Origin of the sequence: Solibacillus sp. (assembly GCF_040273735.1) — a bacterium.
In the GTDB taxonomy this organism is placed as follows: Bacteria; Bacillota; Bacilli; order Bacillales_A; family Planococcaceae; genus Solibacillus.
The window spans coordinates 24,789-38,177 of record NZ_JBELZM010000005.1 but is presented as its reverse complement, the minus strand read 5'-3'; the positions used below and the strand labels follow the sequence as shown (position 1 = coordinate 38,177).

The following is a 13,389-nucleotide window of genomic DNA, read 5'->3' as shown; positions in this document are numbered from 1 at the left end:
CATTAAAATTAAAGTTTTACGATGTTTGTAGCTTGTGGGCCACGTTGACCGTCTTCGATTTCAAATTCAACTTTTTGACCTTCGTCTAAAGATTTGAAACCTTCGCCTTGGATTGCTGAGAAGTGAGCGAATACGTCGTTTCCGCCTTCAACTTCGATGAAACCAAAACCTTTTTCTGCGTTAAACCATTTTACTGTACCTTGTGTCATTTAAATGACCTCCATTTAATTATATTTAATAAGATCACAATTCCTCAGAAAGAAAAAATTCACATATTACAAAAAGTACTAAATAAAACACGAATACATTTTGTAATAGGTGAATTTATTGTTGTCTTGTAACATTTCTTATTAACACTAGTATATAACAAACTTCTTCATTTGTCTATCCATATGAAATAATTCATTGTCTGAACATATTTAATTATGATGCAATCTATGTTTGGAAGTAGATTTATTTATTTTGAAAGTTAACCATTACTAGACATTATTCTCAAAACTACAGTATCATTAAATGCATCAACTACTTAACGAGGTGTTCACTATTATGGCAGCTAAAAAAGTATTAACAGACGAACAGAAAGAACAACTTCTCACAAAATTGAAAGCACGCTTTTTACAGCATATGGAACGTCATCCGAATATCGATTGGGAAAATGTGCAGACGAAACTTGAAGCAAATCCGGTAAAATTGTGGTCTCTTAATGAAATGGAACGTACAGAAGGAGAACCTGATATCGTTGCATATAACCATGAAACGGACACATACACATTTATGGACTGCTCATCAGAAAGCCCTAAAGGACGCAGAAGTATTTGTTATGACCAGGAAGCATTGGATGCGCGTAAGAAAAACAAACCAGAAGACAGTGCTATGAATATGGCCGCGTCAATGGGAATTGACATTTTAACGGAAGTCGAATACCGCTCTTTGCAGCAACTTGGAAAATTCGATTTGAAAACATCAAGTTGGGTTTTGACACCACCGGATATCCGTAAACTTGGCGGAGCAATTTTCTGCGACCGTCGATACGAGACAATTTTCATGTACCACAACGGTGCTGACTCTTACTACGGTGCGCGAGGATTTAGAGGGTCTCTTACTGTTTAGTTAGTTTATCAATTTCAACTAAAAATAAGCCGTTGTCATACTTTATGACAACGGCTTATTTCTGTTATAGATTATAAAAATCCCGATACAGCTCTTCCAAGTTCCGGTTGATCGGATTCACAGAGTGAATTTGCACACCATTTTTTAATAGCCATTGAAGATAAGTTTCAATCGCAAATGCAGCATCTGTAATGAGCAGACTATCTTTAATTTGGAAAGGAAGATGGCTCTTTTTCATTACTTGAGGAAGATCACTATGCGAATACTTAATTTCGTATTGGACTTCCTTATTAGAATGCAACGGATCTGTATAAAGCTTCCCTTCTTTAATAAACCAGACCGTATCCGTCAAATCCTCCAGTAGATCCAGGTTGTGCGTCGAAATTACAATGCTGATTCCTTTTGCATTCAGCACTGGAATCAATTGTTTCAATTCAATGATGCTCGTCGGATCCAGTCCATTAAAAGGTTCATCCATTAAAATAATGAGCGGCCTTGTCAATATACTTAATGCAATCAGCAAATGTTGACGCATTCCGTAAGAATAAGCTTTGACGGGCTGATGCACATATGAGCTGATGCCGATCAACTTTATGACCTCATCTATTTCTTGTTGCGCTATATTGTAAATGTTCGCCACAAATGACAGATGATCATAGCCGGTTAACTGCATATACAAGTAATTATCACTTGGTAAAAAGGAAATAAATTTAAAGAATTCAGGATTGCTGTTGGAAATATTGTTTATGTGAACAGTGCCGTTATTAATCTCTTCCAATCCTAATACCGAGCGCATTAATGATGATTTCCCTGCACCATTCGGTCCGACGATGCCTACTATTTCACCGGTACCGATTGAAAACGTAATATTATCCAGTACGCGTTTACTTTTGTATTTCATTTCAAGTTTGTTCACCTGCAATACCATTATGATGTCACCTTCCTTTTAAATAAAAGCCCCATACAGAACAATAGGCTCCCGCTGATTAGTAAAATGACCGCACCCGTCAGGAAATTCACTTTTACGTTATTTGCCTCAATCGATTTCCAACCATCTACAATATTCCATGTATCAAAATATACAAACGGATTATACATACTACTTTTTAGTTCTATATAATGGTTCCCTGCAAAGTACCCGGCAATGACAAGTATGGATGTAACGATAATCGCTGCATAATGGTTTTTCATCAGTTTCCCGATAAAGCTGAACAAGCCATTTAAAAAGAATAGCTGCAGGAATACAAGCACTCCACTTTTGACAAGCAGCGTCGTCAAACTTTCAAAATAGAAATAGGCATTGTTCGCAGTTGAAAAGAAAAAGTACTCCTCCAGCCGTTCTGTTGCATAAATCAATACAGGATAATCCCTGTCACCTACACCGCCAACCAATATAGCGATCAGGAAAATAATAGAACCCGTAATAAGCAACAAACTACAGGCAATCACAAAATTATAAATCCATTTCGATATATAAATAGAGGAAAATCGAATCGGTTTTGTTGCTAAAAAGTTCATCGATGGATTCGGCCTATATTCGTCGGCAATCGTTGTCCATAGCAATAATACAAATAAAAACAGGACGAACAACATCATGTTCCAATCCAAGAACCTGTACATTGCAAACAAACCGCTGTCTCCGTATTTCGTATTTTGTTCCTGGAACAGATTTAAACGCTCATAATGTTCTTGATCTAAAGCCTGATGCGGATCATCAAAATTGGATACCCATTTATGTCCAAGCGGCCACGGGGCTATCCTTTTGCCATCCAGAATAATTTCCTGCTCTTCTGATGCCATGTCAGTCAATGTCCAAAGTGTATTATCGCTTTCTTTATAAGAACCGGGCTCAAATGAGTTCATCACATTCCGAAATGTCTCGGCAAATGTAGGTGAGTGGATATCTGCCTTCAGATGTTCCAACGCCTCAAATCGCATTTCTAATTGTTTAATCATTGAGTGATAAGGATTTTGATCAGGCATTTCCAGCTCTTCACCCGTTTCCTCAGCCATTCGTCGTTGCAATTCCTGCTCCATTTCAAATTCATCTGCGACCAGCTTCCAATGTGTTTGATCTTGGATAATCGTATTTTGGGAACTCTCAATTATTTCCAGTGCTTTGTCAGGAAATGTCCGGAACTGCTCATTCACTACAATGACCGTACCGCCAATTATTCCGAACAGTAGAAGAACGGTAAAAAGAATATGGCCATTTCGCTTCTTTTTCATATACTCAAATTTTAATAATTTAAATTTCCTGTTTTGTCGATACTGTTTTTTGGATGCTGTAAATTCAGGAACTCCGAAACTGATATTTTTCATATTAAGGACAGCATAAGTTATGCCGGTACCTATCATAACTAGCAGTAACATGATGATTAAATAAGGGACAAACCGATTTGTATTCAGTAACAACTGTTCATAAGAGACAATCAAGTGAATCGGGTTATACATCTGAAACCCGGACTTCAAATAAATCATATAGCTGATTAAGACCGGTAAACTCATCAGCGTGAACAGTAAACCTAGTTTCGCTTGCTGTTTAATCAGGCAAGTAAACAGCAGCAATAATATCGCACTGAAAATCCCCCAACTAATCGGTATAAACACAAGCCATTTCCATATTGGGACTAAAATGATTTCGGAATTAAATGCCACTTCTACAGGATAGTAAATTGTGTTGAGATTGCCTGTTAATAATGGCGGCAGTAACGACACAATGCCTGCAATGATGATGTAACAAAGGACTATCATCATTAAAGGAATCAAGTATCCAAAATAAATGGCAGTACTGGACAATGAATTGATTTTAAAGAAATCGAATGTCCGATTTTCCCGATCAAAAATATATTTATAGCAAAAAACTAGTAATAGAAGAAAGGCCGTAACGGGACTGAATAGAATTTGGAATAATTGTTTTGTAAATAAGGCCGTTTTAAATGGCGTATTTTGTTCGGTAAAGGCCAACTGATGATCAATGAGCGCTTCCGCTTTCTCCTTTTCAACTGCCACTGTATGTTCCCCAATATAAGGGATTGCTTTGAATGCTATGTAGTTTTCATATTCGTTTAAATAGGCAAGCTGCTGGTCGGCAATCTGTAAATCGTTGTCGTCTAATTTCTTTAAAATATTGTTTATATATTGCTCTTTCAATAGAAGACTTTCCAATGATTGCTGTTCTTCCGGAGTGAGACCTATAACACGTTCTTTAGTTAATGTACTCGTGATCAGCAAATGTACTGTATCTTTCCGATTGTTGAAAGTTTCCTGCAATTCCTGCCTGGTAGCACCAGATTGCGTACTATTAATTACGAGCATCGTCCCGACAAGTACAATAATTGCAACAGGTAATATAAAAATATATTTGCTTTTTAACCAGCCTTTCACGAGAAAACGAATCACTTCATTCATCATTCCTCCTCCTTACCCTTATAGTATGCTGAAAATATAAATTCCTCTTTGAGCAGATTTGCCAAAAAAGCGGATGGCTCAACCTGTTCAAAGAGGATATGAAAATTATTAGGTTCAGATTTTATCCATTACTCCTGGTCTGTGTTACTAAGCGGTGCATATGGTCCTGTTTTAAGTGTACCTGAAAAGAAGGAATAGCCCGGCTTCCCTACAGCATAGCCACGATTATACAAATAACCAGAATACGTTTTCCCGTCTTGAGTAACCGTTACCCACATTGATTGTGTCGTTGTATATGGCACTTCTTTAGAATACCAGAGTGTATCGGATGATTCAGAAACTTCAGGCGTCAAACTTTCAGCTGCTTGGATACTTGAAATATTTATGGATACACTTAAAGAAATTGCTGCTAATAAACTTAAACTTAACAATTTAAATTTTTTCATCATTGATTCCTCCCCTATTCCTATTCCAAAACCTGATTGCTATATATATGAATCTTCTAATTCCTTAACTTATCCTCCACCAGTTCCAATAATCCACAGTTCTAAAGTTGTGATTAATAAATTTACCATTTCGTCCCCTCCTTTGTATTAATTTTACAAACAATCCTACTAAAAGTGTATAATATGCCTAAAAGAATAATTTAGGTGATGAAATGAATAATTACGGACAAGTTATAAAAGAAATCAGGGTTGGTAAAGGCTATTCACAACAATATGTCAGTGAAAAAATATGCTCACAGGGCAACTACTCTAAGTTTGAAAAAGGAGAAAACAGAGAAATTAAATTCTCGATTCTGAAGGAATTTTTGGGGCGGCTTGAAATGTCGTATGAGGAATTTGAATACATAAGCAACAATTATAAAATGCATGACCGGCAAAGGATTATGAAAAAGTTTTACAATCAAACATATAATTCCGAAAATGCCCTGCTCCAAATGATTAAAGAATGTACAGCTTATTTACAGCAAAATCCGAATGACAATTTAATCATGAATATTCGAACTGTAATGGAAGGCATGCTCGTTTTGGCAAGATCCAGTGATTTTATACGGGCTTCTGAAACGTTATCTCCCTTATGGAAGGATCTCTCTCAACGAAATTCATTGTACTTAGCTGATATTTATTTGCTTAATGCAATTTTATTTGTATTTCCGATTTCTACTGCAACCGAAATAAAAGAATTTGCTTTTCGCCATATCGACAAGTACAACGGATTTCAAAATATTAATAAGTTGAAAATAAACTTTCTGATCAATCTGTCGCTTATTAATATAAAAGGAAAAGACTTTGAAACCGCACTCCATCTGTTGAATGATGCAATCGGTAAATGTAAATCGGAGCAGCTTTTTATCAACCTGTCGATTTGTTATGTGAGAAAAGGCGTCTGTCTAAATAATTTAAACGGATTGAATGAAGGTTTTATTGAGAAGGGGTTAACGCTACTTCAACATTTAGAACAAGCAGAACTAGTGAAAATGCTGGAGAAAGAAATAAAAAATAATATAATCGTTAAATAATATAGAGCAAATTAAAAAGGGCAGCCTGTTAAACACGGCTGCCCTTTGAATTTATTTTTTATTAGGGAAATTCATTTTACGCTCTAATAACTTAATGCGGTATTTATAAATCGCATAAATTACTGCCAGAATAATGATGATGATGACAAACGGCTGCAAGTACTGTTTAAACAGATCTCCTGCCTGCTCCCAGTTTTCCCCTAGCTTAATGCCTAAATAAACATAAAGTGCGGTAATTGGAAACATTGCTAAAAATGTATAGATTGTAAATTTCCATACATTCATTTTAGTCATCCCGCATGGTACCGAAATTGCTGTACGGACGATTGGCATGAAGCGTCCGAAGAATGCGACACCCGCACCATATTTTGCGAAAAACTTGTCCGATGCATTCACTTGCTTTTCAGTAATCAAGAAGAATTTTCCGTATTTCAGGACGATTGGACGACCACCATAACGCCCTACCGCATATAAAGTCAACGGTCCGATTGTTCCGCCTACTGTTCCGGCAAGCACCATTAACCAATAGCTGTATTCCCCTTGAGCAATCCAAAACCCGGCCATCGGTAATATGACTTCTGCTGGAATAAACTCAAAGCAAAGTGCAAGTAACACACCGAAATAGCCAAACCCTTTAAAAAACTCAATCATTGATAGAATGATTGTATCTAACAACAAAAACAACTCCAATCATTTGCAATATCCAAAGTTAAAATCGACAAAACACGATTTTATCTCCAAAGTCCACTTCTACATTCACTTAGCATACAAAAACTTTAACCGATTCACAATAGAATTGTGAAAACATGCCGTTATTATGTATGTTCTTCTTTAGAATAGAACGTCCTCTCCTCACAAATGTTGCCTCATCCACAAAACTTTTAATTTTATAGCAGTGTATGTCTATGCAAAAAGCGATATGTCAGTCAGCATGGCCTCTTCCTAATACGTCAAGTATAAAACAAACAGGCGAAACCATATGTACTCTGGAATCACCTGTTCTAATAGTTAAATCAATGCTTTTAAATCATGAATAAATTCATAGATAAAGTAACAGCCAAATCCGAATAATAATAAGCCTGCAATAATGGAAGTCCATTTAATCATCGCTCGGTTCATGACTTTCCTTGTAAGTGAAACAATCGTTAAAAGACCAATATCATGCAGTAAAATACCCGATAAAATGCCTAGTGCAACAATCAAAAATTGATTGGCCCCTTTCCCTGCATAAGAGTCGGCCAAAACGGCTCCAAATACAGAAATCCAGAAAACGAGATTCCCCGGTGAAACAGCAACTAATAAACCATTACGATATGTTGATAAAAAAGATTTATTTGCTTTCTCACCAGCTAACGTAATATCTTTATCTGCATTTTTTATTGAATCGATAGCTAAAACAAATAAAAAAGCGGCTCCAATTAACCAAAGCGGAAGCTGAATATACGCCAGCGATAAAAATTTTGCCACCCCGAAATACAAGGCAATGATTAAAGCCAGATCAATTGTCATTCCGCCTAGCCCTACCGCCCAACCGTGCATAAACCCATTTTTCAAACCCTGTTTCGTCATTTCGACTGTAATGGCACCAACCGGCATTGCAATGGCAAGGCCAATCATGACATACGCAAAATATAAACTCATTCGACCACGTCTTCCAAGAAAAATTCCTTCTTACGTCCGTTTTATAAATATAATTATATTTGAATTTTTATAAATCTTCAATCATATTTATACTTTCCCTAGTTAATTCCAGTATTGATTTATTTCCGGAAATCTATTATGATGGCATTAATTTATGAGAAGGAGGGATTTTTCTATGTTTTCAATTCGTTTACGCTAAGCTGGCAATAAAAAAGCAAACCCATTAGTGATGGGCTTTTTTGTCATGCTTGTAAACGATGAAATCATAGGGATTCCTCTTTAAACGGGAGATTTCTATATTTTTTCGGAGCAGGCATACATATGTCTGCTTTTTTATTGCGTTTTAGACTCATTTACAAAATGGAGGGCTAAAACTATGCAGATGCTACTATTCTTTTAATACGGGCGAATTACACAGACCGCTCGTATCGATAGGCTATCGGTACGAAATTTTATATTTCGGAGGTAGCAAGAATGGAAAACTTAAGCTTTGAACTGAAAAATATACACGTACAATTTTTAGATAAGGATGTACTTACAATCCCGCAGCTGGCTATTTATCAATTTGACCGCATTGGGATTGTCGGTAAAAACGGTGCAGGTAAAAGTACTTTATTGAAATTATTAACCGGTCAGCTCATTCCACAACAAGGGAATGTAAATGCACATGTCGATTATTTTTATTTTAAGCAAACATCCCCTGCCGTTATACAAGACAATATCGATATCACGCTTGCCCATAAAATGAAGGCAGTCGATCCACATAGCGGCGGTGAACAAACGCGGTTTAAGTTATCACAGGCATTCAGCCATTACTACGAGGCTATGCTTCTTGATGAACCGACAACACATTTAGATCAGGACGGCATCCGTTTTTTGCAGGAGCAACTCCGCTATTACTACGGAGCAGTCGTAATAGTCAGTCATGATCGAAACTTGCTGGATAGCATCGTTACGACAATCTGGGAAGTAAATGATGGACATGTTTCGATCTATAGCGGGAATTATTCCGATTATGCAGAGCAAAAAGAACGGGAAAAACAGGAGCAAGCAGCTGCCCATGATAAATATGTTCGTGAAAAGGCACACCTGGAAAAGGCTGTTGCTGAAAAAATGAAAAAAGCCGAAAAAATTACCGAGGCTAAGAAGATGTCAAAAAAAGAAACGAAGGCCAAAGCGAATCGTATGTTTGAAACAAAATCTAAAGGAACGAGCCAAAAATCGGCTTATCGCTCGGCTAAAGCGATGGAAAAACGGATTGAACAGCTACCTGTTGTCGAGAAAGTTAAAGAAGATGTGCCACTTCATTTTAAACAATCGAAAGCAATGGAACTTCATAATAAAGTGCCGATTATGATGCAAGGCCTTACTTTAGCAATTGGAGAGAAGTTACTGTTGGATCAATGTCAATTTCAAGTTCGCTTACAGGATAAAATAGCAATAACAGGTCCGAACGGCAGCGGAAAATCAACATTGCTGCAGGCGATTATCGAAAAGCATCCAAACATCGATCTTTCGCCGAAAGTAAAAATCGGCCATTTTTCACAGCTTGCTTATCAAAACTTACCGGATAAGACCGTTTGGAGTTATATAAAAATGCGAAGCGAATACAGCGATGCGTTCATTCGCACTGTTCTGCATCAAATGCAGTTTGAACAGAATGATCTGCAAAAGCGGATAACTGTTTTAAGCGGCGGTGAACGGATTCGATTGCTTTTAAGTCAGCTGTTTTTAGGTCAATATAATGTTCTCCTGCTTGATGAACCGACCAACTTCCTTGATATGGCTACAAAAGAGGCATTGGCAAAGTTTATCCAAGCCTATGACGGCACTATTCTATTTGTTTCTCATGATGACTATTTTGTTAAGCAAGTGGCTACAAGAATTTTAAATATAAAAGATAACGCATTAGTTGAAGAGTAATTTCTCAGTTCTTTATGAAAGATACAATTCTTTCATTTCCAACCAATGTGCACTAAAATAATTCGTATGGTAATGATAGTAAGAAAAGGTAACGAGCCATTTATTATTTGGAGGTCATCACATGGAAATAGGTATTTCAACTTTTGCAGAAACTACACCGGACGCTTTAACAGGTGAAACAGTAAGTCATGCCGAGCGACTGCGACAGATTGTCGAAGAAATTAAGCTTGCCGATGCGGTAGGATTGGATGTGTATGGTGTCGGAGAACATCACCGCGAAGATTACGCAGCATCTGTTCCTTCCGTCGTACTCGCTGCAGCTGCAATGCAAACAAAACAAATTCGACTGACGAGCGCTGTAACGGTGCTCTCCTCTGACGACCCGGTACGTGTCTTCCAGCAATTCGCAACCCTTGACGGACTATCGAACGGCCGCGCCGAAATTATGGCTGGCCGCGGTTCATTCATTGAATCGTTCCCGCTGTTCGGCAACAACTTGAACGACTATGATGAGCTTTTTGAAGAAAAACTCGATTTATTATTAAATCTTCAGGAAAATGAAATTGTGTCTTCAACTGGCCATTTCCGTCCATCTATTCCAGGGCGCGGAATCTACCCGCGCCCTGTACAGGAAAAGCTACCAATTTGGGTGGCGAGCGGCGGTACACCACAATCTGCAATCCGTGCAGCCACATTGGGCTTGCCGTTAACATTGGCGATTATCGGCGGCAGTCCACTGTATTTTGCACGCATCGTACAACTGTATTACGATGTGGCAAAAAAAGCAGGCCACGATATTTCAAAGCTGCGTGTCGCTTCCCATTCACACGGTTTTATTGCAGATACAACAGAACTTGCAGTAGAACAGTTTTTCCCTTCGACAGCAGCGGCAATGACAAAACTTGGCCGTGAGCGTGGATGGGCTCCTTACACACGCGAAGCATTTGATGATGCCCGCAGCTTGGAAGGCGCTCTTTATGTAGGCGATGTTGATACGGTTGCAAAGAAAATCATCTATCTTTACGAACATGTCGGCATTTCAAGATTTTTCTTACACATGCCAGTCGGTTCCATGCCGCATGACCAAGTGCTGCATGCCATCGAACAGTTAGGTACAAAAGTTGCACCAATTGTACGTGAAGAAGTAGCAAAATTGAAGAAGAGATAAGAATGTTAGTTTACGGGCTGTGCAGCAAAAGACTGCACAGCCTATTTTTTATGACGTTTGCTTATTTCATTTCCAAGAAACTTTTAGACTATATTTACTAGAATAATAACTAAATTGCTTAAAATTCTGAAAATTATTGCAATTATAAATTTAATAAATTACAATAACATGAATTAAATAGAAAGCTGAGGTTACATCATCATGGAAGTTTTACAGAAGATAGGTAAGTTTGCAGGAAATACATTTGCGATCTGGGTACTCGTTGCAGCTGGTTTAGCGATTTGGATACCAGAATACTTCACATGGATTGGCGGTTACATCACCATATTACTAGGGATTGTCATGTTTGGTATGGGGATGACTTTAAAATTAGATGATTTTAAATTAATTCTTCAACATCCGAAAGGCGTTATTATTGGGATTGTTTCACAATTTGTCATTATGCCGTTACTGGCATTTACGTTAGCCAAAGTTTTCAATTTACCACCTGAAGTTGCGGTTGGGGTTATATTAGTAGGTTGTTGTCCAGGGGGTACGTCATCAAACGTTATGACATTCCTCGCAAAAGGAAATACAGCTTTATCTGTTACTATTACATCATGTACAACATTATTGGCACCGTTTGTAACACCGGCTCTTATTTACTTATTAGCAAGCGAATGGTTACCGGTTTCATTTATGGCCATGTTTATGTCAGTAATTAAAGTTGTGTTAATTCCGATTATTTTAGGAATCATTGCACAGTTCTTATTTAAACCACTTGTTGCAAAAAGTGTTGATATTCTTCCAACAGTATCGGTTGTCGCAATCGTTATGATCGTTGCTGCCGTAGTAAGCGGAAGCCGCGATAAAATTTTAGAAACAGGACTAATCATTTTTGCCATTGTTATTTTACATAATGGTTTAGGATATTTATTAGGATATTTAGTAGCGAAACTATTTAAACTGAAATACGATGATCAAAAAGCAATATCGATTGAAGTTGGGATGCAGAACTCAGGTTTAGGAGCGCAATTAGCGATGGCCCACTTCGACCCGGTATCAGCCGTTCCGAGTGCGATCTTCAGTTTCTGGCACAATATTTCAGGACCGGTTCTTGCTACATATTGGGGTTCAAAAGCAAATAAAGAGGAAAACAAAAAATAGATATTATATAAAAAGTGGTACGAATGCATCTTGATTCGTACTACTTTTTATTTCGGTTTATATGTAAATTTTACAAATTTGTATAAATCGTTCTTCACTTCCGGTACAAAAACTTATTTTTCTTTCAAAAATAACTTATATTGTACTAACTTCACTTCTTTACCTATGTATAATTCAGTTCCTTCACAGCTTTCTTCACTGAATCCAGCCTTCTTCAACATCCTTCTGGAGCGATGATTTGTTTCGTGTGTCTCTCCGTAAAATGTGGTGATTCCGAATTGTTCATTCGCATACCCCATTAATCTTTCTATCATTTGTGTACCGATACCAACATTCCATAGAGTACTGTCTCCTATAGCAATACCAATTTCAGCACTATTATTTTTAATTTCTGCTAAATCTGCATAACCGATAAGTTTATTTTTATATTCAATTCCAAGCCGGATCATTTCTTTTTGTTGATTGGTTACACAACGTTCCCACCATTTAAATAATTCCATATGATCTCTATTTTTCTGCCATCCGTTTGCTTCACAAAAATGATCATCCCTACTCCAACCGACTACAGCATTAAAATCTTCTAATTTTAACTTTCTAAAGTAAACCTCATTTTGGTTAATATCCATTATTCATCTCCACCATTTTGCCGATTAAACTTCGCTAGCATAATTACATCGAAAGCCTTGTTATTTTGGTACATATACTTTCTTAAAATGCCTTCCTTTTCAAATCCCTGTTTCATCAATAATTGACTGGAATCGTTGTTTTCTACAAAAACGATAGCACCGATTCTTGTTAACTCCATCTCTTGAAATCCATATTCAACGATTTTAGCTACTGCTTCCGATGCATAACCATTACGCCAAAAGTCCGGATGAATTTCATATCCCACTTCTGCCCGTTGATGCGCTTTTGACCATGAATTAAAGCCAATTGTACCGATTAGCCCCGGAACGCCCTTCCTTTCAATTCCCCAGCGTACCCCTTTTTCAGATTGAAAATTACGAGTAAATGCCTGTATTAACTTTTCTGCCTGCTCCATTTTATTAAATGTGCTCAACCCATAAAATTTTGTTACCTCTTCGTTTGAAAAAATTGAATAGATCGCTTCTACATCGGAAGGTAGAATTTCTTTTAAAACGAGTCGTTCAGTTTCTAAATTTGGAAACATAGTACTGCTCCTTTCGTAAAACAATTATTTTAAGCAATTTACATAATTCAGTGATCAAAATGATTTTTAAATTGAATAGTTCGCTTATTCGGCTTCAACTTATAAGACTCCGCTTCTGTTCCACATAAGTATTTTTTTACTTCTTTGATTGTATATAACGCTTATATGTATTGGTCATCCGAATTCACAACGGACGAACCGTGCATCTTTAAATCAATATTAAAATATGAAAACCCTTGCCGATTGAATGGCAAGGGATATTTCATTTAATCGATGTGTTAAAAACAAATCCTGCTA

13 protein-coding genes are annotated in these 13,389 nt (G+C 37.2%); 5 read left to right on the top strand and 8 right to left on the bottom strand.

The window, feature by feature from the left end:
• Nucleotides 1-8: 8 nt before the first annotated feature.
• Nucleotides 9-209: a cold-shock protein gene (locus ABS917_RS06835; protein ID WP_008406560.1), complete on the bottom strand. Its 201-nt coding sequence runs from the start codon at nt 207-209 to the stop codon at nt 9-11.
• Between the two features lie 337 nt (nt 210-546).
• Here ABS917_RS06835 and ABS917_RS06830 point away from each other — a divergent pair, with 337 nt between their 5' ends.
• On the top strand, nt 547-1,110 hold the full coding sequence (locus ABS917_RS06830) for a DUF4256 domain-containing protein (RefSeq protein ID WP_350478306.1): 564 nt from the start codon (nt 547-549) through the stop codon (nt 1,108-1,110).
• 64 nt (nt 1,111-1,174) lie between these two features.
• Here ABS917_RS06830 and ABS917_RS06825 read toward each other — a convergent pair whose 3' ends face one another.
• From ABS917_RS06825 to ABS917_RS06815, 3 genes are all read right to left on the bottom strand, one after another.
• Entirely contained in the window at nt 1,175-2,011 is an 837-nt protein-coding gene (locus ABS917_RS06825; protein ID WP_350478305.1) for an ABC transporter ATP-binding protein, read from the bottom strand.
• A 26-nt stretch (nt 2,012-2,037) separates the two neighbouring features.
• Nucleotides 2,038-4,521, bottom strand: coding sequence for a G protein-coupled receptor family protein (locus ABS917_RS06820; protein WP_350478304.1), 2,484 nt, complete (start codon nt 4,519-4,521; stop codon nt 2,038-2,040).
• Between the two features lie 128 nt (nt 4,522-4,649).
• Nucleotides 4,650-4,967 carry a hypothetical protein gene (locus ABS917_RS06815; RefSeq protein WP_350478303.1) on the bottom strand — a complete coding sequence of 106 codons (318 nt, stop codon included), beginning with the start codon at nt 4,965-4,967 and terminating at the stop codon, nt 4,650-4,652.
• Nucleotides 4,968-5,179: 212 nt separating this feature from the next.
• Here ABS917_RS06815 and ABS917_RS06810 point away from each other — a divergent pair, with 212 nt between their 5' ends.
• On the top strand, nt 5,180-6,043 hold the full coding sequence (locus tag ABS917_RS06810; RefSeq protein WP_350478302.1) for a helix-turn-helix domain-containing protein: 864 nt from the start codon (nt 5,180-5,182) through the stop codon (nt 6,041-6,043).
• 51 nt (nt 6,044-6,094) lie between these two features.
• On the opposite strand, the gene ABS917_RS06805 is transcribed toward ABS917_RS06810, so the two are convergent.
• Nucleotides 6,095-6,694, bottom strand: coding sequence for a DedA family protein (locus ABS917_RS06805; protein WP_350478452.1), 600 nt, complete (start codon nt 6,692-6,694; stop codon nt 6,095-6,097).
• Nucleotides 6,695-7,051: 357 nt separating this feature from the next.
• Nucleotides 7,052-7,684: a LysE family transporter gene (locus ABS917_RS06800; RefSeq protein ID WP_350478300.1), complete on the bottom strand. Its 633-nt coding sequence runs from the start codon at nt 7,682-7,684 to the stop codon at nt 7,052-7,054.
• A 474-nt stretch (nt 7,685-8,158) separates the two neighbouring features.
• Between ABS917_RS06800 and abc-f the strand changes: the two genes are divergently transcribed.
• The 3 genes from abc-f to ABS917_RS06785 all read left to right on the top strand — a co-directional run bounded on the left by abc-f (nt 8,159) and on the right by ABS917_RS06785 (nt 11,921).
• Nucleotides 8,159-9,607 (top strand): ribosomal protection-like ABC-F family protein, encoded by a 1,449-nt coding sequence (abc-f, locus tag ABS917_RS06795; RefSeq protein WP_350478299.1) that lies wholly within the window; start codon nt 8,159-8,161, stop codon nt 9,605-9,607.
• A 121-nt stretch (nt 9,608-9,728) separates the two neighbouring features.
• Complete coding sequence (locus tag ABS917_RS06790; RefSeq protein ID WP_350478298.1) at nt 9,729-10,775, top strand: LLM class flavin-dependent oxidoreductase; 1,047 nt, start codon at nt 9,729-9,731, stop codon at nt 10,773-10,775.
• Nucleotides 10,776-10,976: 201 nt separating this feature from the next.
• On the top strand, nt 10,977-11,921 hold the full coding sequence (locus ABS917_RS06785; protein WP_350478297.1) for a bile acid:sodium symporter family protein: 945 nt from the start codon (nt 10,977-10,979) through the stop codon (nt 11,919-11,921).
• A gap of 113 nt (nt 11,922-12,034) precedes the next feature.
• On the opposite strand, the gene ABS917_RS06780 is transcribed toward ABS917_RS06785, so the two are convergent.
• Both ABS917_RS06780 and ABS917_RS06775 read right to left on the bottom strand, forming a co-directional pair.
• Complete coding sequence (locus tag ABS917_RS06780; protein ID WP_350478296.1) at nt 12,035-12,547, bottom strand: GNAT family N-acetyltransferase; 513 nt, start codon at nt 12,545-12,547, stop codon at nt 12,035-12,037.
• Nucleotides 12,547-13,092: a GNAT family N-acetyltransferase gene (locus ABS917_RS06775; RefSeq protein ID WP_350478295.1), complete on the bottom strand. Its 546-nt coding sequence runs from the start codon at nt 13,090-13,092 to the stop codon at nt 12,547-12,549. The genes ABS917_RS06780 and ABS917_RS06775 overlap by 1 nt, the downstream gene beginning before the upstream one ends.
• Nucleotides 13,093-13,389 lie beyond the last annotated feature (297 nt).